The 23,873-nt window shown below is 47.8% G+C and carries 19 protein-coding genes; 11 read left to right on the forward strand and 8 right to left on the reverse strand.

Annotated elements, in window-relative coordinates; all coding sequences use genetic code 11:
- Window positions 1-33: 33 nt before the first annotated feature.
- The 6 genes from UNH61_RS18685 to UNH61_RS18710 form a co-directional block, all read right to left on the reverse strand.
- Window positions 34-804, reverse strand: a complete 771-nt coding sequence (locus UNH61_RS18685; RefSeq protein ID WP_326993505.1) for a hypothetical protein — start codon at window positions 802-804, stop codon at window positions 34-36.
- Window position 805: 1 nt separating this feature from the next.
- Window positions 806-2,281 (reverse strand): RagB/SusD family nutrient uptake outer membrane protein, encoded by a 1,476-nt coding sequence (locus UNH61_RS18690; RefSeq protein ID WP_326993506.1) that lies wholly within the window; start codon window positions 2,279-2,281, stop codon window positions 806-808.
- A 10-nt stretch (window positions 2,282-2,291) separates the two neighbouring features.
- Window positions 2,292-5,651: a SusC/RagA family TonB-linked outer membrane protein gene (locus tag UNH61_RS18695; protein ID WP_326993507.1), complete on the reverse strand. Its 3,360-nt coding sequence runs from the start codon at window positions 5,649-5,651 to the stop codon at window positions 2,292-2,294.
- Window positions 5,652-5,879: 228 nt separating this feature from the next.
- On the reverse strand, window positions 5,880-7,064 hold the full coding sequence (locus tag UNH61_RS18700) for a FecR domain-containing protein (RefSeq protein WP_326993508.1): 1,185 nt from the start codon (window positions 7,062-7,064) through the stop codon (window positions 5,880-5,882).
- Between the two features lie 53 nt (window positions 7,065-7,117).
- Entirely contained in the window at window positions 7,118-7,756 is a 639-nt protein-coding gene (locus UNH61_RS18705) for an RNA polymerase sigma-70 factor (protein ID WP_326993509.1), read from the reverse strand.
- Window positions 7,757-7,848: 92 nt separating this feature from the next.
- The gene (locus tag UNH61_RS18710; protein WP_326993510.1) at window positions 7,849-9,201 is read right to left on the reverse strand and encodes a DUF6138 family protein; all 1,353 of its coding nucleotides are present in this window, start codon (window positions 9,199-9,201) and stop codon (window positions 7,849-7,851) included.
- Between the two features lie 157 nt (window positions 9,202-9,358).
- On the opposite strand from UNH61_RS18710, the gene UNH61_RS18715 reads away from it, so the two are divergent.
- Together UNH61_RS18715 and UNH61_RS18720 are read left to right on the forward strand one after the other, a co-directional pair.
- Window positions 9,359-10,180 carry a LytTR family DNA-binding domain-containing protein gene (locus tag UNH61_RS18715; protein ID WP_326993511.1) on the forward strand — a complete coding sequence of 274 codons (822 nt, stop codon included), beginning with the start codon at window positions 9,359-9,361 and terminating at the stop codon, window positions 10,178-10,180.
- A 120-nt stretch (window positions 10,181-10,300) separates the two neighbouring features.
- Entirely contained in the window at window positions 10,301-10,966 is a 666-nt protein-coding gene (locus UNH61_RS18720; RefSeq protein WP_326993512.1) for a hypothetical protein, read from the forward strand.
- 78 nt (window positions 10,967-11,044) lie between these two features.
- On the opposite strand, the gene UNH61_RS18725 is transcribed toward UNH61_RS18720, so the two are convergent.
- The gene (locus UNH61_RS18725; protein ID WP_326993513.1) at window positions 11,045-11,677 is read right to left on the reverse strand and encodes a metalloregulator ArsR/SmtB family transcription factor; all 633 of its coding nucleotides are present in this window, start codon (window positions 11,675-11,677) and stop codon (window positions 11,045-11,047) included.
- 94 nt (window positions 11,678-11,771) lie between these two features.
- On the opposite strand from UNH61_RS18725, the gene UNH61_RS18730 reads away from it, so the two are divergent.
- The 6 genes from UNH61_RS18730 (at window position 11,772) to UNH61_RS18755 (ending at window position 20,209) form a co-directional block, all read left to right on the forward strand.
- Entirely contained in the window at window positions 11,772-12,383 is a 612-nt protein-coding gene (locus UNH61_RS18730; RefSeq protein ID WP_326993514.1) for a superoxide dismutase, read from the forward strand.
- Between the two features lie 3 nt (window positions 12,384-12,386).
- Window positions 12,387-13,523 carry an efflux RND transporter periplasmic adaptor subunit gene (locus UNH61_RS18735; RefSeq protein ID WP_326993515.1) on the forward strand — a complete coding sequence of 379 codons (1,137 nt, stop codon included), beginning with the start codon at window positions 12,387-12,389 and terminating at the stop codon, window positions 13,521-13,523.
- 85 nt (window positions 13,524-13,608) lie between these two features.
- Window positions 13,609-16,770, forward strand: coding sequence for an efflux RND transporter permease subunit (locus UNH61_RS18740; protein WP_326993516.1), 3,162 nt, complete (start codon window positions 13,609-13,611; stop codon window positions 16,768-16,770).
- 25 nt (window positions 16,771-16,795) lie between these two features.
- A complete protein-coding gene (locus tag UNH61_RS18745) occupies window positions 16,796-18,178 on the forward strand; it encodes an efflux transporter outer membrane subunit (RefSeq protein WP_326993517.1) in 1,383 nt (460 codons plus the stop codon).
- Window positions 18,179-18,262: 84 nt separating this feature from the next.
- Window positions 18,263-19,090 carry an isocitrate lyase/phosphoenolpyruvate mutase family protein gene (locus tag UNH61_RS18750; RefSeq protein ID WP_326993518.1) on the forward strand — a complete coding sequence of 276 codons (828 nt, stop codon included), beginning with the start codon at window positions 18,263-18,265 and terminating at the stop codon, window positions 19,088-19,090.
- 93 nt (window positions 19,091-19,183) lie between these two features.
- Window positions 19,184-20,209 (forward strand): aldo/keto reductase, encoded by a 1,026-nt coding sequence (locus UNH61_RS18755; RefSeq protein WP_326993519.1) that lies wholly within the window; start codon window positions 19,184-19,186, stop codon window positions 20,207-20,209.
- A gap of 71 nt (window positions 20,210-20,280) precedes the next feature.
- Here UNH61_RS18755 and UNH61_RS18760 read toward each other — a convergent pair whose 3' ends face one another.
- On the reverse strand, window positions 20,281-20,772 hold the full coding sequence (locus UNH61_RS18760) for an SRPBCC domain-containing protein (protein ID WP_326993520.1): 492 nt from the start codon (window positions 20,770-20,772) through the stop codon (window positions 20,281-20,283).
- Window positions 20,773-20,910: 138 nt separating this feature from the next.
- Here UNH61_RS18760 and UNH61_RS18765 point away from each other — a divergent pair, with 138 nt between their 5' ends.
- From UNH61_RS18765 to UNH61_RS18775, 3 genes are all read left to right on the forward strand, one after another.
- The gene (locus tag UNH61_RS18765; RefSeq protein ID WP_326993521.1) at window positions 20,911-21,903 is read left to right on the forward strand and encodes a helix-turn-helix domain-containing protein; all 993 of its coding nucleotides are present in this window, start codon (window positions 20,911-20,913) and stop codon (window positions 21,901-21,903) included.
- Window positions 21,904-21,983: 80 nt separating this feature from the next.
- On the forward strand, window positions 21,984-22,835 hold the full coding sequence (locus UNH61_RS18770) for a DUF488 domain-containing protein (protein WP_326993522.1): 852 nt from the start codon (window positions 21,984-21,986) through the stop codon (window positions 22,833-22,835).
- The gene (locus UNH61_RS18775; RefSeq protein ID WP_326993523.1) at window positions 22,836-23,669 is read left to right on the forward strand and encodes a hypothetical protein; all 834 of its coding nucleotides are present in this window, start codon (window positions 22,836-22,838) and stop codon (window positions 23,667-23,669) included.
- The last annotated feature ends 204 nt before the right edge of the window (window positions 23,670-23,873 follow it).

The raw sequence follows: 23,873 nt of genomic DNA on the forward strand, positions 1-23,873 counted from the left end.
TTTTAATACTTTATGCAGATGTATACCGCCGGGTTAATGCTTGATCATCAATATCTGCAGACTGTCGTTCCCGAGGCCGCCAGGTTTCCCTATCAGTGCCAGTGTGAAATTCTGGTAAAGCCAGGGGCTGATATAAGATCCCTGGGCCGGGTGCAGGTCTTTTGTTCTTTGGCTGGCAATGACTGTTCCGCTGGCCGGATCCCGAAATTCAAAAACATATTCATCCTGTGCGGCTCTGCCGGAATAGGTTCTGAAACCTGTAATACCTTTATAAGGCAGGCTGCTGACTTCCGGAGTACCTGCTTTGCCCTGTATATTGATATTCACGGCTTTTACTCCCTGAGAAAGGTTGACGAATTGCAGTGTAAAATTACTGTCGGCTGCCGGCAGGTAGGGCACTGCATCTTTTGTAAATACCGTATCCGGCTGCGCGGGCGTACCGGTCAGGTACAGGCTTTGCATGGAACCGATCGGCAGGTCGAGCACGAGATTGAAGAGCGGTTTACTTTTCTCCGTTGTATCAGGAAACTGGTACAGGGCCAGTGTTTGCTGGCCGGAGTAAGAACCGAAGCTATTGGCCACCGGGTTGAATACGCCATATTGCAGGGAATCCGAGTTGTAATAATCGAATGGGTTTCCGCCCTTAAAATTAGTGATCAGCGCACGGCTTCCCACCACTGCGTTGATGACTGTCAGCGAGGCTGTACCAGGCGCCTGTTTATCTTTTTTGCAGGAGGAGATACTGATCAGTGTTGTCAACGCTGCCAGTCCTGTTACGATATATCTGGAAATAACTGATGACATATTAATACCCTGGATTTTGAGTGAGCAAATGATTGACATTCAATTCTACTGTCGGGATTGGATAAAGCAACTGGTAATCCCCCAGCCACGGCTGTTTCAGCGGTATAGTCGACAACACGTCATGTGCTTTGCCGGTGCGTTTCAGATCAAACCAGCGGTGGCCCCATTCCGAAAAGAGCTCTGTACGTCTTTCTTTGGCAACAGCCGCCAGCACCTGATCTTTACCCAGCGTAGCCGGCAATGCAGATAACCCGGCGCGGTTGCGGATCACGTTCAGATCGGCAATAGCCGCTGTAAGTCCGCCTGGGCCGCCATTTGCGGCAGCTTCAGCCCTTACCAGGTACATTTCCGCGAGGCGCTGTACTACATAATATTCCAGGGGAAAACTTACGGAGTTGTTAGTAGCGCCGATTTTATATTTACTGGCATAATAGACTGCATTCGTTCCGGTACCTTTAAAGTTGCCGGTCCATGCGGCCAGCCGCTTATCCCCTGGCTCAAACGTTTTCACCATGTCATTTGTCAAACAGAGAGCACTGTATCCGCCTACGCCCATGCCCAGGCCATATCCTTCGGGAGTCGCATTACCGATACCCGTTCCCTGCCCGGTTGGTTTCAGTTCCCAGATCGCTTCTTTGCTGGTACTCAGGAAAACATTGTTCAGATCAGATTCCAGCGAGTACATGGCGTTGTTGTTAATCACCGTTGTAGCAGCAGCTACCGCATCTGCATAATTGCCGGCATAGAGTGAAACCCTTGCCAGCAAAGCCGCAGCAGCATAGCGATTGGGGCGTACCCTTTCGCCGGAAGTAGTCGGATAGCTTTCACCCATAGTAGTTGAAGCTTCCTTCAGGTCAAGTATCATCTGCTGGTAGATCTGCGCCTGGGGCGTTCTGGGCATGTTAGATGTCTTGTTAAAATCTGTAGTCAACACCAGTGGCACATCACCAAAAAAATTGGTGAGGTAGAAGTAGCATAAACTCCGTACATACTTCGCTTCTCCTGTGAGGGCCTTCTTTACACTATCTTTAAGAGTAGTAGATGTAGACGCCGCAATTCCTTCTACTACAGAGTTAGCGCCATAGATGGCAGTGTACGCACTGGTCCATACCCCATTCACTTTATCATTTGTAAAACGTGTCAGCTTGTTGGTATTGGGATAATACCAGGACGGCCATTGCACTCCGGCGTATACATACATTTCATCGGACGATAAACTTCCGAGCGCTGTACTAAGGCCTGCGGCAAATGATCGTTGCCAGATATCGCTGATCAGGGCAGAACTGGTACCGTTGATCATTACCGTATAAATCCCGGCCATAGCGCCATTCGCCTGGCTTTCCGTATTGAAAACCTGCGGCGTACTGATGGTACTGATGGGAGCAGGCACTTCTACTAATTTTTTACAGGAAGAATTTGTTACAGCCAATGCGAGGCAGCTAATGACGGTTGTTATTATTTGTTGGTATATCCTCATGACTGAAATTTTAGAAATTAAATGAAAATCCACCGGTAACTGTTCTGGAAGATGGAGGAGAGTTAAGATCCTGCACTTCAGGATCCAGGCCCGGATACTTCGTAATCGTGAAAAGATTCTGCGTTTGAATAAAGAAACGGCAGCTCTCCATATGCGCTCTTTTCACCCAGGCTCCAGGCAGGTCATAGCTGATGGAGAGGTTATTCAGGCGGAAGTAGGAAGCATCCACAATTGGACCGTCGGAATTGTTAAGCGCAGTGGCGGAAGCGCCGGTAAGTGCGGAGAAACGGGCATACCTGGCATTGTCGCCCGGCTTTTGCCAGTGGTTCTCGAGCGCTTTCACGGGCAGATTCATCATCAGACCAGGTGTAGCCGTCATGAACGGATCCACTCCCAATTGCCTTTTGTAGTCGAAGAAAAAGTCGAGCCGGAATCCTTTATAAGAAAACTGCGATCCTGCGCCTCCATAATATTTCGGGTTCATATCGATAGCCCGGTAGTTGTCGGCGTTCAGGAAACCGTCGGCAAGATTCACTATCCCATCTTTATTATGATCTTCATAGGCATACTGGCCTGTCAATGGATTTACGCCGAGATAATGCAGCTTGTATTTTGTTGAAAGGGAATATCCTACCTGGTAGATGTTGTAAAAAGGTGATTTTTCTATGTTCGGATAAGATACCAGTATATTCTTATTAGTAGAAATATTAACGAATACGGACCACGACAGGTCTTTCCTGCTGATCAGATTAGCCCTGATAGATCCTTCCCAGCCGGAGTTCTGTACCACCGCCGCCCAGTTGGCGACAACAGATGGGAAGCCGGTATACAGTGGCGTTGGGTAGTTAGTTACCTGGTCGCCGCTGCGGTGCTTGTAATAGGCCGCTTCGAGATTGATTTTATCATTCAGGAATCCGAGCGCAAGAGAACCTTCTATTTTTTTATTGTTCTCCCAATGATAATCCGGGTTCACTGCATGGATGGGAATGAAAGGCTGTACGCCATCATAACGGGGAATCGGAAATCCGCCTGAAGAGGCGCTCCACTGCGACAGATACTGGTAGTCGCCGATAGCGCCATCGCTGCCGGTCAGGCCGTAGCTGCCTCTGAGTTTCGCAAAACTCATCCAGGCGGGCATTAACTGCCGCATCCATTTTTCTTCCGACAATATCCAGGCAGCGCCCACGGAACCGAAGTTACCAAACTGGTGGCCTGGTCCGAAGCGGGAGGAGCCGTCTCTTCGTGCATTCAGGTTGATGATGTATTTGTTAGCCCAGTTATAGTTGATGCGGCCAAATACGGCTGCATACTTATAGCGGCTATATCCTTCGGTAACTGACTGAATCGGGGCATTGGCAATGGTACCCATCAGGTTATCGTCGCCATAGCCAAGGCCAGCCTGCGTGATACCGTCTGTAGTTACCGATTGCAGGGAACCACCTGCCTGCACAGATAAATCTCCTTTACCAATCAGGCGGCTATAAGCGAGTTGTGGTTCAACGATCCAGTTAGAATTTTTCGTGGTACCGAAAAAGGCCATGCCCATAGGACTTGCGGCTGGATTTTGAGACGCCATTGGCATCGTCACTTTATTGGAGCCGCTGGAAAACTGGTATCCGCCTGTTGTGGTAAAAGTAAGCCCTTTTACTATTTCATACCTGACCTCGAGGTTGGATTTGAACTGATTTATCTGGCTGCTGGTTGGCTGAAGCAATGCGGCGAATGGAAAAGTCTCACCGGCTTGTTCTTTATCCCACTCTGCATAATTCAGGTTTCCTTTGCTGTCGAATATGGGAGGCGCATTGGGAGCCAGCGTATAAGCCCTGGAAATCCCTCCCACAGCATCTACGGAGGTGTAATTCACCTCGGAGCCCAGCATAATACTGAATTTGTGATCCTTGCTGGAATGCCTGACATTGGCATTTAAAGCGGCAACCTGGCTGGAGCCACTTTTTTTAAGCATTTCCTGTTGCCTGGTATAATTGGTTCCTACGTAGAAATTAGTCTGTTCATCTCCGCCGGTAAGACTGGCGGATACGGAAGTCTGATAACCGGTGCCCAGCATTTGCTTCTGCCAGTCGGTGTACCGGGTCGAATCCCAGAGGGTAAGATCCGGAGCAGTTGTCGGAGTAGGAATCGCGCCATCGTTCCTGAACGCTTCCCTGCGCATTTGCAGGTATTGCGAAGTGTTCATCAATTTCCAGCGCTTGGGTACGAATACCACACCCTGTTTAACATCCAATGAGAAAGCTGTTTTACCAGCTTTTCCTCTTTTGGTGGTGATAATAATCACACCATTGGCGCCACGTGAGCCATATATAGCCGTGGCATCTGCATCTTTAAGCACTTCAATGCTTTCGATATCTTTAGGATTCATCCCAAATAATGGGCTTTGACCATTGGTAGCAGAGAATCCACTCTGGATGAGGCCCGTAGATACACCAGGTACCTGACTGTAGGTATTACCTACGTTCAGTACCGTGAGAGGCACTCCATCGATGATATACAAAGGGTCTGTTGTAAAATTGGTACCCAGAGAATTTCTTCCCCTGATTTCCATCTTAACCGGAGAGCTGGAATAGCCGTTGGTTTGTGTAACCAGCAAACCAGGCACTCTGCCCTGCAATGCCAGCAGGGGGTTCATCACGGGTTGTTCTTCAATTTCCCGCGCTGTCACTTTGGTGATGTTACCGGTAGCCAGACGTTTGCTGGTGATACCATAAGCCTGTACCACCGCCTGATCCAGTTCGCTGGTAGCCATTTTCATCTTCACGAGGCCATGTCCGCCAATGCCGCCTGCGCGTAAAGTCAGTTTCTCGTAGCCGATGCTGGTAAAAACAACCGCATCGCCGTCGTCTACATTTTTCAATGTAAACTCGCCTCTTTCGTTTGTTTGTGCTCCTTTATTGGTGCCGCTTACAAAAACGGTGACGCCGGGTACCGGGAGCGTCGTTCTTTCATCGTACGTCACTCCCGATATATCCTTTGCGCCGAGCTGCTGCTCCAGTTCTTTTGGCAGCTTTTCTGTTTTTTTGAATACCACGATGGTATTACCAACGATGGTGTAGTTCAGCGGCAAACCTGCCAGTAACGCCTTCATAAACTGATCCAACGTCATACTTTTGGCATTCACCTGTACCAGCTGTGAAACATCCACCTGTTCAGGATTGAATACCACGGCATAGCTGGTTTGTTTTTTTATCTCTGCAAATACCTGTTGCAGTGTCACTTTCTTACCACTGTAGCTGATCACCTGCGCCTTTCCTATCAGGGGCAGGCCCAGTGCGGCAATCAGTAGAAAAACCAACATCCACTGTTTGAACAACCGGTTTGTCCGGGCCGGTTGCTTGTGCTGACTTAATTCCAACATAACAACATTTTGGTTGATTAAATAACTATTATCCATTCTGTCAAATAAACCCGGCAATGCAGGCGGGATATACCTTTTATTGCATTGGGTCAGGGCATAGCTCCGCCCTTAGCTAAACAGCTTTTTTATCAATTGAACATACCATTCCCCTTAGCCATTACCGGCTGGTATGTTCACTCATTCGTCGTAATTGGTTTGTGTAATTATGCTTCCCGTTATCGTAAATTCCTATGGCATAACAATCAGCTTTCTTCCTTCAATCCTGTAACGAACGCCCATCGTGCTTAATACTGTCAATGCCTGCGGCAGATCCAGATTCCGTTTTATTTCACCGCTGAATATAATATCCGGTACGCCATGTTCATAGGCTACCTCCACATCATACCAGCGGGCCATTTGTTTCAACACTTCATCGAGGCGGGCATGATCGAACTGGAAAGAGCCGTTCTTCCATGACATCACCATATCCAGGTCTGTGTGATCGGTTACGCTCATCTTATCATTTACGATGAGTGCCTGCTGGCCTGGTTTTAGTACAACAGCCTGCTGATGCAGGACCATCTTCACACTACCTTCCAGCAAAGTAGTATGTATGCTGTTTTCATCTGTATAAGCATTCACATTAAAACTGGTCCCCAACACTTCCACGGATGCTCTGCCGTCGATATTTACTTTAAATGCCTGTTCCTTGTTTTTTGCTACTTCAAAATAAGCCTCTCCGGTGACCTTCACTTTACGTTCGCTGCCAGTAAAGGCGGTGGGGTAAGTGATGCTGGAAGCGGCATTCAGCCAAACGTCTGTACCATCCGGCAGCTGCAGTTTATACTGGCCGCCCCGGGGGGTTGATAGTGTATGATATTCCACCACATCTGCCTTGCCGGCATAGTCGAGCTTACCGCTATCGTTACTTATATTAAGATTTCCCTGATGAGCAATACTGCCATGGGCGCTGTCGAGCACAATTTCTTCCCCATTGGCCAGTTTCAGGATTGCTTTATTACCACCGGAGCTCAGTATGGGCGTGGTAGTTGCCAGCGGCGTTTTCGGGGTATGCTTCCCCGTTAGCATCTGGATCCCCGCTCCTACGGCCAGCAGCAATACTGCCGCGGCGGCGTAACGTACCCAGGGCCTGTTCAGACGCCGTACCCGCTTATCTTCCCATACCGGCATTTGCGTATTTTCCATGGAAACCATCAGCCGGTCCAGTATACGTTTGCCGGCATCGGCGCTGAGCGCCGGCTGCTCGGTAAAGGAGGCATCAAATGCCTGCTGCAGGATGGCTTCCACGTTGCCATCATTTTCCGGCGCACGTTCCCGCAGCAAAGCAAACAGCTCGGCACTCTCCGTTTCGGTGATGGTGCCGTTCAGGTACTTCTGAAGCAGGTCTGTTACAGGAAAATTATTCGGTTCCATATACATAAGACTAATGAGTAAAAGAAATGGGTGGATGCCCGGGAAAAAATTTTTTATTTCATTGAAACCAGGAGGATCAGCAGGGAAATATGCCCGTGCTCCAGCAGGTATTCACGGATCGATTTTACGGCGAGCGACAGGTGCTGCTTAAACGTATTACGGGAAATATTCATCAATGCGGCTGCTTCCTCGTATGATTTTCCCTGCTGGCGGCATAGTATAAAAGCCTCGCGCCGCTGTGGCGGCAGGTTGGCCACTGCATTGTGCAGCAGCTCTTCATATTGCTTTGTTTCCAGGGCATTCATGAGCGACTGGTCGTTGATTCCCAGGGAAACCCGGTGCATCACTTCATCGCGTATGGTATCGAAAAGGGATATCCTGTTCAATTGGGTAAGGGCGGCATTCCGGGCCAGACGGTACAGGTAGGCGGAAAAAGAAGACTTAATATCCAGCTGGGCCCTGATTTCCCAGATCTTCAGGAAAACATCGTGCACAAGGTCTTCTGTAAGTACCGGATTCTTGGTGAATTTCAGCAGGTAATTATATATACCGGCATGATACTGCTGATATATAACAGTAAAGGCCTCCTTGTTGCCAAGGGCAAGTTGTTTAAGTGATTCCTGTTCATTCATTATGCTGGGAACATCTCCGCTTTTGCCTGAAGCAAGGGTAAATTTAATACTAATTGTCAAATTTAGTTAGCCGGGCCGGGATTAGAATGTATGAGCGGGAATTATACTCCACCACCTGCCGGATTTCGGCAGGCAGTGGAGTGGGTCAGATATCAGGATGCTTTAAACAATTCTTCGTACAGTCCCTTCAATGCTGCCGGCGCTTTCTTCACTATGCCGGCGTAGTGTTTCGGATCTCCGAAAGTGGTATACAATACTTCCTGCCACACATCATCTGTCATCTCCGCTACGCTGCTCCCACCCTGCTGAAAGTCGTTTATTTCATCGGCAGTAAAGAAATTGCCAAAGTTGTTCCTGCATTCCAATAAGCGCTCCAGGCTTTCGGCATGGTTGAAATGTTCCAGGAAAATTTTGTGATGCGGATGCGATTGCATCGACATAATACATTTAATATACACCACAATAGAACGCCGGCTGATACCATATTTTTCTACGAAAGCCACGGTAAATTTTTCCTGGATAGACTGATGTTCTTCATCCACGGTTTCCATATACCTGATCACGGTATCGAAATACTGCTCTCCAGCCAGGCCGAGGGCAAATACGGCGAAAGTGGATGGCATGGCGCATTTCTCATCCTGCAGGTTGATGTACCATTCCCACTTGCTCATTGCCAGATCTATATATTCAGATAACTGTGGATAAAGATCCGGGTAGCTGGCAGCATTGGCGAAAAAATGATGTGCTCCGCATTTCACGAGTCCCTTGATGGGAAGTACATTTTTGGTTTTGGCAGATAATTCAATGGCATAGCTTCCGGGAAAATCCGTTCTGAGCAGGGTATTGATATAGGTCAACGCGCTGCTGTAAGCCTCCTGTCCTTCATGAAGTATTTTTATTCTAATAGTCGCAAAAACGTCGTTCGCTTTGCAGTCGACGTTTGCATCTTTATATGCCGTCACTCTTTTGGGCAGGGCACCACTGCCCTCCTTCTTCAGGCGTTTCACCTCATCGGAACCCAGGTCTTCCACAAATTTGAAGTATTTATTGGCAGTTACGGTTTCATAACTGGCGCCATATTTAATATGACAGATACCTATATAAACGATAAAGCTGAGTACTTCCGGATTAACGCCACTGGTATCAACACCCGGCTTCAGGGTGTATTCTCCGTTCCAGATGTACGCAGGCGGATCAAAAAATTTGTTCTGTACATGTTCTTCGATCCAGAGGCCAATGGTGTAGCTGATCATGCCAAAGCCACCCGGAGCAAGCTTCCGCAGCTTTTCTACAAATTCGGTATAGAGGCTTTTAGAGAGCGGTCTTGATTGAAAAAAATACTTCAGTACGGCGGTATTCAGAAATCGTTCACCGGTACTGAGGGTATATACGTGGGCGTCGTCCTTATCTGTGCTACAGCTACCGTTGTTGATGGCCTGGATAAATTTTTCGAGCAGTGCTTCATTTCCATTGATGTCGACCAGGTAATTCAAATCTCTTTCCATTTCATTATTCGCTTTATAGAAGAACAATAATAGGAAATTATAGTAAGATGGGAATTCCTCAATTTCCGCTTATATTCGTTCCATATCTGAATTATTGATCTTGCTATTTAATTTTCTACACTTACCGTTTCCAGGCCCTACGGGTATACGCCAGAAATTGATATCGTCTCTGGGCTTTGGTATTTTTGTATTTATTTTCCTGTTTGCATTCCAGCCATTTGGGTTATCTGTTTTCCCCGCCGGAAAATTAGCGTTTATCTGTTTGGGTTATGGAGCAGTTACGCTGGCGGTGATGTTTGCCTGTGTAAGCGGCGTGCCGGCATTGCTACCGCGGTTATTCAATGAATCCACCTGGACGGTGGGCCGGCAGATAGGCATGATGCTGCTGACCATCTTCTTTGTTACCATAGGTAATTTCCTGTATTCAGGCACATACCTGCGGGCAGATTTCAGCGTCCGGATCATGTTGTACTTTGGAGTGATTACTACCGCCATTGGTATCTTCCCGCTAACGGTACTGGTGTTGTACCGGCAATTGAAATGGCAGCGGCAATATAACAGGGAAGCCGCCCTTATCAATATGCATGTGCAGGAGAAAAAGCAGCAGGAACCGGAACAGCTTGCGCCAACGTCCGGCAACCAGATCCGCATAACAGCGGACCAGGCGAAAGACGATCTCACCCTGGCCGCAGATCAGCTGACCTGTATCGAAGCTGCCGACAATTATATCCGGGTATTTTATGAAAGCGAGGGTGCCATGAAGCAGGTGCTTCTACGGGGTACGTTAAAAAAAGCCGTCGAAAGTCTGAACAGTCATCCGTTTTTTTTCCGCTGTCACCGTACCTACCTGGTAAATCTTGATAAGGTAGAACAGATCAGCGGCAATGCGGCGGGGTATAAACTACAGCTGAAGCTGCTGCCCATAGAAATACCTGTTTCCCGAAATCTGCACCGGGAGCTAACAGAGCGGCTAAGATAGCTTTGCTATTCACCCCTTCACCCCTTTTGCCTTTTCCATTCACCCCTAAGGCCCGATGGTGGCCCCTTTTGAAAAAATAAAACAACAGGCAGGCCGACTTTTGCAGAAACGATTCACTGTATGCAACACCTGTTTCAGATCTTTCTGATCCTTCACATTGCCGGCGGCACCCTGGCGCTGATCACCGGCTCATTTGCTTCGCTGACCCAAAAAGGAGGAAAAGCTCACCGGCTCAATGGCAAACTCTTCGCCGCCGGGATGACGATAGTTTTTATTACCGCCGTGGTGATGTCGTTACTCAAATCCCTGACCTTTTTATTAATGGTGGCATTTTTCAGTTATCACCAGTTATTGAGAGGTTACCGGGTGTTGTATCTGAAAAAATTACACCTGGGGATGCGTATGGCCTGGCCGGATTACCTGATAAACGGGGTGGGTGGCATCTTTAATGCCTGGCTCATTGTATGGGGTGTGCTGGTGGCCACCGGACCGCACCCCGCTATGGGATATGTGGCTATTTCGTTTGGAGTTATCGGTTTTCAGAGCGCCATAAGGGACGTGCGTAAATTTTATGTTCCTCCGAAAGAAAAACAACATTGGTACTTTACACATATCACGGGGATGGGAGGGGCTTATATAGCTACTATTACGGCTTTTCTTGTCGTAAATGTGCATTTTCTGCCAGGGCTGGTGGTATGGACGGCTCCGACGCTGGTGGGGTTGGCATTGATCAATGTTACGGTAAGAAAATACCGGAAGAAATTAGGAATAGGGAATGAAGAATGAAGAAACAGAGCGAGGGCCTAAGCGAGTAAATAAATAATTTAATTACTCGCTTAGGCCCTCGCTCTGTTTCTTCATTCTTCATTCTATATTCTTAATTCTATACGCGCATCTCCTTGCCCCGCTGATCAGATGATCCACACGCTTAACGCTGGCATCGGGCCCCAGCACATCCCTGAACGTTTCCAGCTCCGACTTGCAGAATCCCTGGCAAACAGTAGCCGCGGCACATATCGGGCAATGGTTCTCTATCAGCAAAAAGCCTTCCTCATCACTTTCAGCATACGCCATATATCCTTCCCCGTTTCTCAGCTCCGCCAGTGTTTTTACTTTGTCTTCCAGATCAGCTGCTCCCTTCATCGCCAATTGATACTTCGCCTTCGCATCTTTTGCATTGGCTTCAATCACGGCCTGCAATCCCTGCTCGCCAAACAACTCCCTGGTTTTCTGGATCAGCTTCACCGTAAGATCCGCATGGGTATCAGGAAAACGGGAATTCCCCGCCGCGGTAAGCGACCATATCTGCTGAGGACGGCCACGTCCTTTTACCTCCGTAGTTGCCTCTACCAGCCCTTCATTAGATAACTTCAACAATTGGAAACGGGCGCCCTCTGTTGTTACTTTCAACTCTTTCGCCAATGCTGTCAGGGGTTGTGGCCCATTTGCCTTCAATATCCTCAAGGCCTTTTCGTTATCAGGAAAACTATTAATCATAATAAACAAAGCGTTTATTTGGTTTATTATTGCTAAGTTATTACTTTTGGGTCATAATTAGAAATATCAAACATTAACCAGACAATTATAAGTTATGTTACATCAACTTCCCGCGCTTCCATATGCATACAGCGCATTAGAACCTCACTTCGACACCACTACCATGCAGATACACCACGACAAACACCACCAGGCATACGTGGATAATCTGAACAAAGCGATAGCCGGTACTGAACACGAAAATAAAACATTAGACGAACTGGTAGCACAGGCAGGCAGTATTAGTGTAGCTGTACGCAACAACGGAGGTGGCCACTGGAACCACAGCTTCTTCTGGAAAAGCCTCTCTCCCAATGCCGGCGGCACGCCTGCCGGCGAGCTGGCAACAGCCATCAACACTACATTCGGCTCGTTCGAAGCATTCAAAGAAAAGTTCAATGCTGCCGGCGTAACCCGCTTCGGCTCGGGTTGGGCATGGCTGATAGTGAAAGACGGCGCTCTTGCCATTACTTCTACTCCTAACCAGGATAATCCCCTGATGGATGTTGCTGAAATAAAAGGTACGCCTATCCTGGGCGTGGATGTATGGGAACATTCTTATTACCTCAAATATCAGAACAGGCGTGCTGAATACCTGGCTGCCTTCTGGAACCTGGTGAATTGGGAAGCGGCAGCACAACTCTATTCCAATATCAAGAAAGCTTAGTCCATGAAACATCTGATATATTTCAGTACAGCAGGCCTGGGGCTGGCATTACTGGGTAGTTGCGGGCAGCAGCAACCCGTAAGTAATGCTGCCCCACAGCCCTACCCTGTTACTACGCTGACGCCTGCAGCAACACAGCTGCATATGGACTATCCCGCCACCGTTCGCGGTCAACAGAATATCGAGATCCGGCCCAAAGTAGATGGCTATGTAGCGCAGATACTGGTGGATGAAGGCGCCAGTGTAAAAAAGGGGCAGCTGCTTTTTAAAATCAGCGCGCCCCAATATGAACAGGAAGTAATCACTGCCCAGGCTGCCATTAAAAGTGCAGAAGCTGCCGTTAACAACGCCAGCATGCAGGTGCGTAAAACACTGCCACTGGTGAAAAAAGAGATCATCAGCGAATTTGATCTGGAAGCTGCACAACTGGCACTCCAGGCGAAGGAAGCAGCGTTGGCCCAGGCGAAAGCCGCTTTACAGAATGCAAGAGTGAACCTGGGGTATACCACTATTTACAGTCCGGCCGATGGCGTAATAGGTAGTCTGCCTTATAAAATCGGGAGTCTTGTTAACAGTAGCAGTGCCCAGCCACTCACCATGCTTTCCGACATCTCCAATATACATGCTTACTTTTCTTTTACAGAACAGCAATTCCTGGAACTGATCAGCAGCGCAGGGCATACCACTACGGAAGAGGCGCTGAAAAAAATGCCTGCGGCGGAATTGGTGCTTGCTAACGGTAACGTGTATACGGAGAAAGGGAAAATAGAAGCAACCGGAGGACAGATCAACACCGGTACCGGCGCTATCAGCATGCGGGCCACGTTCTCCAATAAAGCAGGACTGATTCACAGCGGCAGCAGCGCTACCATCCGCATCACGCAACCAGTCAGCAATGCGATGATGGTACCGGCAAAAGCAACTTACGAGATGCAGGGAAAGAAGTTTGTTTTCACCGTCGATACATCGGGAACAGCCCATGTCACTGAGATACAGGTGGGCGCCCTTCCTGCCGGGGATGCTTTTATTGTTACCAGTGGATTAAAAGCCGGCGACAGAATCATCACCGAGGGAATTGGCTCACTCAAAGAAGGAGATAAAATAAAACCAGTAGCACACGCAGTCACCGCCGCCCGTTAAGCATTTCCGGGCAGCTGTAAAAATATGCCGGTATCAGTAGCCGCTGGTACCGTAGCTACTGCTTTGTCTTGTTAAAATCAATTATATGCTAAGGAAATTTGTCGATAACCCGGTGCTGTCTACCGTCATCTCGATCATCATTGTCATACTTGGGCTACTGGGTCTGCTCTCCCTGCCCATTTCACAATACCCCGAAATTGCGCCGCCCACTGTAGAAGTAGCTGCCGCTTACCAGGGCGCTAACGCCGACGTAGTGATGAAAAGTGTGATCATTCCATTGGAAGAGCAGATCAATGGTGTAGAGCACATGACCTATATGACTTCCAAAGCCAGCAACGATGGTACTGCTGTGATCACGGTGAACTTCGAGCAGGGAACAGACCCCGACCTTGCCGCCGTGAACGTACAAAACAGGGTATCCAAAGCCACCGGTCTGATGCCGGCGGAAGTAATCAAAACTGGAATCACTACTACCAAAAAGCTGAACAGCGAGATATTGGGATTCCTGTTGTACAGTGAAAATAAATCGTACAACGAAAACTTTCTTGATAACTACATGCGCATCAACATTGTGCCGGAGCTGAAAAGGATTTCCGGCGTTGGGGATGTGCAGATATGGAGTGATCAGGCTTATTCCATGCGCATCTGGCTGAAACCCGATGTCATGGCTTCGCACGGACTGGTGCCTGACGACGTGACAGCTGCGCTCGCAGAGCAGAATATTGAAGCAGCACCGGGGAAGCTGGGAGAAAACAGTAAGAAAACATTCCAGTATGTATTAAAGTATACAGGCCGCCTGGAAACGCCCGGCCAGTTTGAAAATATTGTGATCCGGGCTACGAACGACGGGCAGCTGCTTCGCCTCAAAGATGTGGCTAAAGTAGAGCTGGGCGCATTCAACTATGCCTCTGATCTTACTGCACAGGGTTATCCTTCGTCAGGAGGCGCAGTTAGCCAGACAGCCGGCTCCAATGCCCACGAGATTAACAAACAGATCGAAAAAGTACTGTCGAAAGCGAAAGCCGATTTTCCTCCGGGTGTAAAGCTGGCCACCTTTATCAACGTGAACAGCTTCCTGGATGCTTCCATTGCCAAGCTGGTGCAAACCATCTTCGAAGCCTTTATCCTTGTATTTATCGTGGTATTTATCTTCCTGCAGGATTTCCGTTCTACACTGATACCGGCTATTGCCGTACCGGTGGCTATTATCGGAACATTTTTCTTCCTGAAGATATTTGGATTTACCCTGAACCTGCTGACGCTGTTTGCGTTGGTACTGGCCATCGGGATAGTGGTCGACGATGCCATTGTGGTGGTAGAAGCAGTACATGCAAAAATAGATCAGGGCGCACGATCGGCCAGGAAAGCGACGCTGCATGCCATGAGTGAAATCAGCACCGCTATCGTTTCCATTACCCTGATCATGTCGGCCGTATTTGTGCCCGTAACATTCATCACCGGTTCGGCAGGTGTATTTTATAAACAGTTTGGTCTGACGCTGGCAGTGGCCATTATCATTTCTGCGGTGAATGCGCTCACGCTTAGCCCTGCACTGTGTGCGCTGTTGCTGAAACCACATAATGCGCAGGAAAAAGCCGGGCGGCAGCCGTTATTACATCGCTTCTATAGCGTGTTTAACGCGGGTTTCGCCGCACTAACGGCAAGGTATATACGTATTATTAAATTATTTGCCGCCCGCAAGTGGCTGGCGCTGGGTAGCATTGCATTGTTCACCGGGGTGCTGGTATTTTTAATGAAGACAACACCAACCGGGTTTGTGCCTAATGAAGACTCCGGCGCCATTTACGGCGATATAATATTGCCACCGGCATCAACGCTGGAACAAACGATGAAGATAGCCGACCAGGTAGACAGTATTGCACGTGCCATGCCCGAAGTAGCCGTTTCTTCCCGGCTGGCAGGTATGAACCTGATCAGCGGTACGGGAGGCTCCTATGGCGCTATTTTCATTGCGTTGAAACCCTGGAAAGAAAGAACAAAGCCGGGGCAGGATATCAACAGTCTTGTAGGAAAATTATTTCAGCAAACAGCCGGGATCAAAGGGGCGAATATTATCTTCTTCGCTGCGCCAACGCTGCAGGGCTTCGGCAACAGCAGCGGATTTGAAGTACAGCTGCAGGACCGCACCGGTGGCAGCTACAAGGATTTCGGCACTACCGTGAATAAATTCATGGTGCAGCTGAACAGCCGGCCGGAGATTATGTACGCCGCCACGCCATTCAATACCAACCTGCCGCAATACGAAGTAAAAGTAGATGCAGCCCGCGCCAAAGAAGCAGGAATAGATGTAAATGGTTTATTACGTACCCTGCAGGGATATCTTGGAGGAATCTATGCATCAGATTTCAACCGGTTTGGAAAGCAATATAAAGTACTGTTGCAGGCCAACCCGGATTACCGATCGGAAGAAGCTGATCTGAATAAAATCTTCGTACGCAACAACAAAGGAGAAATGGCGCCGGCATCGGCGTTCATCACCTTAACGAGAACCAGCGGTCCGGAGTTCATCAACCGGTTCAACCTGTATACCTCTGCGGCGGTAACCGGCGCACCGAAAGCCGGCTATAGTTCCGGCGATGCCATCAGGGCCATTCGCGAGGTAGCAGCACAAACGCTGCCCAGAGGTACCAGCTTCGATTTCAGCGCGCTTACCCGCGAGGAGATTTCCAGCGGTAATCAAACTCTGCTCATCTTCGGACTATGCCTGGTGTTTGTATACTTCCTTCTGAGCGCACAATATAAGAGCTATATACTTCCGCTTGCGGTGTTGTTATCGTTGCCGATAGGACTGGCAGGCGCCTTTATCTTCGCACGCATCGCCGGGCTGGATAATAATATCTTCCTGCAGATCAGCCTGATCATGCTCATAGGACTGCTGGCAAAAAACGCCATTCTGATAGTAGAATTTTCGTTGCAGCGACGACACAGCGGATTAAGCCTGCTCCGCGCAGCTATCTCAGGAGCCGCAGCCCGCCTGCGTCCTATTCTGATGACCTCCTTTGCATTCATTTTCGGATTGATGCCGCTGATGCTCGCATCCGGCGTGGGCGCACTGAGTAACCGGTCTATCGGTACCGCAGCAGTAGGTGGGATGCTGATAGGTACGGTGTTCGGGATATTCGTCATCCCTACCCTGTTCATCATATTCCAGGCCATACAGGAACGTGTAGGCAAACAATCCGTAAAAGCTGAAGAAGAGGAACTGACAGAAGAACTGGCGATATAATTTTTAATGATCAAAGCAGATAATAATGAACATCAGATATAAATGGCTGGCGGCACTCGCATTACTGGCAGTCTCCTGTAAGGTAACCCAACCATACCAACAGCCGGATCCCGGGCCGGCGGCATTGTACCGCGATCATGTTGGCAACGATACCAACAGCATCGCCACCCGGCCGTGGCAGTATTTCTTTACAGACAGTTTACTGCAACAACTGATAAATCGCGGTATCAACGAAAACCTGGATCTGAAAATAGCCATGCAACGCATTGCGGCAGCCCAGGCGGCATTCAGACAAAGCAGGCAGGCATTTCTTCCGGACCTGAATGCGACTGCCTCCGTAAAGCAATCACGATTGGCATTCCCGCAGGGGTTCGGACTGATCAATACCGCCACGCAGTACGACGCCGGACTAACTGCCAGCTGGGAAGTGGATATATGGGGCAAACTCCGTAGCAGCAAAAAGGCGGCCCAGGCAGCCCTGCTGAGTACAATAGCCGGCAGGCAGGCCGTACAAAGCAGTCTGATCGCTGATATCGCCGGAACGTATTACACGCTGCTGGCACTGGACGAGCAGCTGCGGGTACTGCAACAAACCCTCGCCAACCGGAACGAAGATGTAAACAGTATGCGCGATCTGAAAGCTTCCGGTATTGTGAATGGCGCTGCTGTGGTACAAAGCGAAGCCAATCAATATGCGGCAGCAGTGGCTATCCCTGATGTAAAGCGGCAAATCAGGGAAACAGAAAACGCCCTGAGCATACTGCTGACACTGCCTCCGGGGGCCATCCGGCGCAGTGCGCTGCCAGCCCAGCAATTGCCCGGCAATCTATCTACCGGTATACCCGCCCAACTCCTTAGCCGGCGGCCCGATGTACAAGCGGCAGAACTGCTGTTCCGTAATACATTTGAACAGACCAACGTAGCCCGTACTGCCTTCTATCCCAGCCTGAACATCACTGCCTCCGGTGGATTTTCGAGCTTCGATTTCGCCAAATGGTTCACCAGCGACGGACTGTTTGCCAATATCATTGGCGGCATCACACAACCAGTTTTCAACAAGGGATTGAATAAGGCCCGTCTTGCAACCGCGCAGGCCCAACAACAGGAAGCCCTGTACAATTTCAGTAAAGTTATGCTGGCTGCGGGAAAAGAAGTATCTGATGCGCTTTATTCTCTCGAATCAGTAACAGAAAAAAAAGAAAACCGGGAAAAGCAACTGGCGTCACTGGAGAAGGCGGTCGACTTTACCAAAGAATTGTTGCGCTACAGTTCTACCACCAACTACACCGATGTACTGACCTCAGAACAAAATCTACTCAACGCACAGATTGGTAAGATCAACGATCAGTTACAGCAATGGCAGGCGGTGATTGCATTGTATCATGCAGTGGGTGGAGGCGCCAATTAAAGTGGACTACCTGCCATATCCAATCTGGCACCCTGGAGGATCCAGGCAAGGGTTTACCTTTACCACATTTAAACCAGCTACAACATGAACGTACAGGTACAAAAGCAAAAGGCGGAGCAATTCAGGGCATTACATCATACAGGGAAAATATTACTGCTGCCCAATGTATGGGATTACATCAGTACCCGGCTGGTGGCCCATTGCAACCTGCCGGCGATTGCTACCGCCAGTATTGCCACTGCATTGGCGAACGGATATCCCGATGGCGAAGCCATACCGTTCGGCCGATTGCTGGAAGTAGTACGCAGTATCGTACAGGCCGCCGGTGAGCTTCCTGTGACAGTGGATATTGAAAGGGGATTTGCCGGATCACTGCCGGAGTTGCAGCACAACATTGCTCAGCTCATCACGGCAGGAGCGGTAGGTATTAATATAGAAGACAGCGATGCCGGCCATCAGCATCTGACGCCTGTTGCCGTACAATGCGAAAAGATATCTGCCATCCGGGATGTGGCCCGGGATATGGGAGTACCGTTATTCATCAATGCGAGAACAGATGCTTTCATTTCGGCTAATGTCAGCGATCCGGTGGAAGAAAGTATCCGGCGGGCGGACGCCTATGCCGGGGCAGGCGCCGACGGCGTATTTCCCATCAGGATTGATACGTATGAAGCTATAACGGCCATCACTACACGAACTTCATTACCTGTGAATGTATTAATGATACCACCGGTAGCTGATCTGAAAAAGCTGGAGGCAGCGGGTATAGCCCGGGTGAGCTTTGGGCCCAGGTTATTCAGTCTTGCGCTGACCAATATGAAAGAAGCCGTAGAAGCGCTGCTCCAGGGCGAAAGCCAGGCCTTTTCGGAACGAACATTACTGCCACCCGACGCGCTGCACCAGCTGCTGTAAGAAAACTCGTAAGACATAATGCTATGAATAGTTTTTCCTGCGGGTAAAATGGGATTAATTGTATATTTAGTCCTCATATCTTTACTCATTTTCATGAAATACACTACTCTGGGCAAATCTGGCCTTATCGTATCCAAACTATCCTTTGGCGCCATGACCTTCGGCAGCGATCCATCCATGCCAAGCGTTTACAAAGTTTCGGAAACCGACGCCAACGCGATGGTTGGCAAAGCGCTCGACAGCGGGATTAATTTCTTTGATACAGCCGACGGCTATGCCGGCGGGCAATCAGAGCTCATGTTGGGCAAACTGCTGGCGCCACGGCGTCAGGAGGTAATTATTACCACCAAGGTTGGGTTCCGGACGGGACAGCCGATAACACAGGCGGGGCTGTCGCGCCGGCACATATTGTACTCCTGCGAGCAGAGCCTGAAACGACTTGGCACCGACTACATTGATCTGTACGTCCTGCACAAGGAAGATCCTTACACACCGCTTGAAGAAACGCTGGCTGCGCTGGACGACCTCGTTAAAGCGGGCAAGGTAAGATACGTGGGATTCTCGAACTGGTCGGCCTGGAAAGCGGCCGTGGCCCATCAGATGCAGCTGCACAACGGCTGGAGTTCATTCGTTAATGCACAGCTCAACTACTCACTGGTAGGTCGCGATGCGGAACACGACCTGATACCGTTCATGCAATATGGCGGATTAGGCATGACCGTGTGGAGCCCGTTAGCCAGTGGCTTTCTGAGCGGCAAGTACACCCGCGAAAATCTGAAAGATGAAAACAACCGGCTGTCGGGTTTCGATTTGATCCCTACCGATAAGGAACATGGTTTCCGGATCATTGAAAAGATCCGGGAAATAGCACCTGCCTATAACGCCACCGTGGCGCAGGTATCACTGGCATGGCTACTTAGCAAACCTGTTGTATCCAGTGTCATTATCGGTGCTTCTAAAATGCATCAGCTCGAAGATAATCTGAAGGCAGCGGATGTGGAGTTATCTGCCGCAGATGTAGCCACATTGGATGAAATATCCCGTATAGCTGCGCCGTACCCACATTGGTTTAATCAGATGCTGGTGGATCCGGTGCATAAGGAAAGAATTACGAATTAGGAATTACGAAATAGAGCGAAGGCCTTAGCGAAAGGTCTTCGCTCTATTTCGTAATTCGTAACTCTTTCCCGCTATTTCAGCTTCCATTTTTCTACAATCTGCGCATTGAAACCTTCTCCTTCTTTAGGATTAGGAGTGCCTTTACCGGTAGTAATCAGGCTACGCAGGCTGTTGTTGACGTAGTTGCTCCAGGCGTCGAAGCAGACATGGTAGCATTCATAGTCCGGCACCAATCCCCAATGGGTAAAACGGACGGCCGTTTTGTTATCTTCCCGGAAGATGTCAAAAGTGATACGGGTATCCGTCCATTCAGTTTTATCCTCTACAAAACTGAAATAGTTATTTAACACCCGCCAGGTAACTTTTTCCTCCGGAACCACTTCCTCGAGTTTCACTTTACAGATATGAACATCTTTATAGTGGTACAGGAACACATCGTTGAGTTCCGCGGTACCGCCATCAATTTCTTCAGACCACCATCCGCGAACATTGGTAATGGCGTCGAATGCCTGCCGGGGTGTCTGATCCACTAAAATAGTGGTAGTAAAATCCTGGTTATTCATGGTTATAAACAATTTAAAAACAGATGAATATCATTACAAAAGTAGCGACCTCCTCATTAATAAAAAGGGTGTAAAACAGACTTTTTAGAGGGGCGTTTCGGACCTGTTAAAATATCTACCTTTGGTTAAAAAACTCCGATGCAACATCTTACTATCGTTGTCCCGGAAGGGAGGAACAACTTAAGCAGCATTAGCGGTACTTACGAGATACTAACACGGGCCAATGAGTACCATAAGCAAAATGGTAAAGATAAAACGGCGTTATTCAGGATTGAACTGGCAGGCACATCGAAGCATGTGGAGTACGGTGATGGATTGTTTACCGTGCATCCGCATACCAGCATATCAGCTATCAAGAAAACCGACCTGGTAGTCATTCCATCGCTAAGCCATAACTACCAGCTGGGCATCCAGGAAAATAAAGCGTTGATTTCATGGCTGGCAAAGCAATATAAGGGCGGTGCAGAAATAGCAAGTATCTGTACCGGCGCCTACCTGCTTGCTGCAGCAGGATTACTGGACGGAAAAAGTTGCTCCACGCACTGGAACGAAACTGAAAAATTCCGAAGTATGTTCCCCAAAGTGAATCTGCAACCGGACAAACTGATCACCGATGAAAACGGGATCTACACTAACGGTGGCGGCTACTCGTTTCTGAACCTGATGCTCTATCTTGTAGAGAAAAAATACGACCGGCAAACTGCGATCTATTGTTCCAAGATCTTCCAGATCGAAATAGACCGGCAAAGCCAGTCGACCTTCATCATATTTAAAGGGCAAAAGTTACACGACGATGAACTGGTAAAAGAAGCACAGACCTATATAGAGCAAAATCTTCATGAAAAAATATCTGTTGAACAGTTGTCGGCTATGTTTGCCATTGGCAGGCGGCACTTCGACAGGAGATTCATCAAAGCTACGGGCAACACCCCCCTGGAATATCTGCAGCGGGTAAAAATAGAATCCGCCAAAAAAGCATTTGAAACGAGCCGCAAGTCGGTTAATGAAGTAATGTATGATGTTGGTTATTTAGATGTAAAGGCATTCCGGGAAGTGTTCAGGAAGATCACGGGATTGTCGCCCCTGGAGTATAGGAGCAGGTATAATGCGGCGTTTAGTATTGCGAATTGAGAATATGAAATTTATGCTAATTTACTTAGTAATCGTATATTTGTGCTATGTATTATAGAAGGAAACTAACACTGGCTTTATTGCAAAAATTTGGAGGTACTTTAGGCAAAACCAGCTTTCAAAAGCTTATGCTACTGTTGACCAAACAACAAGAACGCCCGGATTACCATTTTGTTCCTTATAAATACGGTTGCTTTTCTTTTCAGGCCATGGCTGATATATCCACTATGGAAAAGTATGAGCAGGTGGCGCAAGACAGTCACGGAATAAGAAAAACTGATACAGCCGATTATATCATCCAATTAAAGGAGAATGATCAAAAAGCATTAAATCAATTATTCCTGTTACACGGCAAGAAGAACTATAAAGATTTAATTAAATACACTTATAACAAATATCCGTTTTACGCAATTAATAGTGAAATTGCAGATAGATATCTTACCGAAGACGACTTAAAAATAGTTCGTCAGCATAGGCCCCAGAGTAATCACACTATTTTGTATACTATTGGATATGAAGGTATTACTTTGGAAGAATACTTAAATAAACTTATCGTAAAAGATGTTAAAGTATTAGTGGACGTGAGAAACAACCCACTCAGTATGAAATATGGCTTTAGTAAAAGCCAGCTAGTGAACTCCTGTCGGAGTGTAGGGATAGAGTATATCCACATCCCGGAGGTTGGAATTGTTTCAGAACAAAGGCAAGAGTTAAAATCACAAAAGGATTATGACAATCTATTTGCTAAATATTGTCAGGTTAATCTGCCTAGTACTTTAACTGAACAAAAACAAATTCTGCAACTACTGAAAAGTAAGGCCCGAATTGCTCTTACCTGCTTTGAAGCAAATATCTGCCAATGTCATAGAAAACATCTGGCAGAAGCAATAACCCGGTTGCCCCAATGGAATTATGAGTTAATCCATTTATAAATGCCCAGAAAAAAAATTCTGATAACCGTTACAACCTATCCTTTACCTTCCAGGAGCTATGATGAGTTAGTCTGTACTGCAGGTTTTTTGGAAGATGGAAGCTGGATTAGAATTTATCCTGTTCCTTTGAGCTTTTTAAGCGACGAGAAATTTGCCGGCAGACTCAAAAAAGGTGTGAAATATACCTGGATTGAATTAGATATAGAAAAGCGACACGATGACTTTCGTCCTGAGAGTTACTCCCCGAAATATTATGACTTTCGGGATTTGATAGTCCATGAGCCCCGATTGGGGACCGACAAGAATTGGTTTCAACGGAAGCAACTCTGTCTTCGGAATGTTTATGCCAGTCTGACCCAACTTATTGATGATTCAAAGGCGCCAAAAAACACGTCGCTTGCGGCGTTCAGACCTGCAAAAATTATCGGATTCGAATGGGAAACAGATGAACGTAATTGGAAAAATGAGTGGGTTGAAATTCGAAAACAGACAGATCTATTTGCCCAGGGTAATATTGATCCTGTTAAAATGATCCCAAAGGTTCCGTATAAATTTTTCTATAAATTTTTAGATAATGATGGTAAACAGAGTAGATTAATGATTGAAGATTGGGAAATAGGGCAACTATTCTGGAATTGCCAAAAAGATGGAGCCAACGAATCAACAGCTTTGGATAAAGTCAAACAAAAATACTTCGATGAATTCATTATAAAGAATGATATCTATTTCTTTCTGGGCACCACAAAAGAATGGCATATGCGCAGAGCTAAAAACCCATTTGTAATAATCGGTGTTTTCTATCCTCTGAAAGAAGTACAGGGATCATTGTTTTAAACATATAATTGAAGGGCACAATATACTTGTGCCTGGCTTGTTATTTTCATCAACGAAGCGAGTAGTGCTTTTCAGATGAGCTAACCAAGTATTAAAATCGGGCTAATGAGAATCGGGCATGGCGGGAACTCCTGCTGTTAAATGGGGGGATTTGTTCCCGTGATTTTTTAAAGTGAGGTGACCTATTTCCCTCCTAGTTAGCGA

The organism is Chitinophaga sp. 180180018-3 (assembly GCF_037893185.1).
Taxonomy (GTDB): Bacteria; Bacteroidota; Bacteroidia; order Chitinophagales; family Chitinophagaceae; genus Chitinophaga.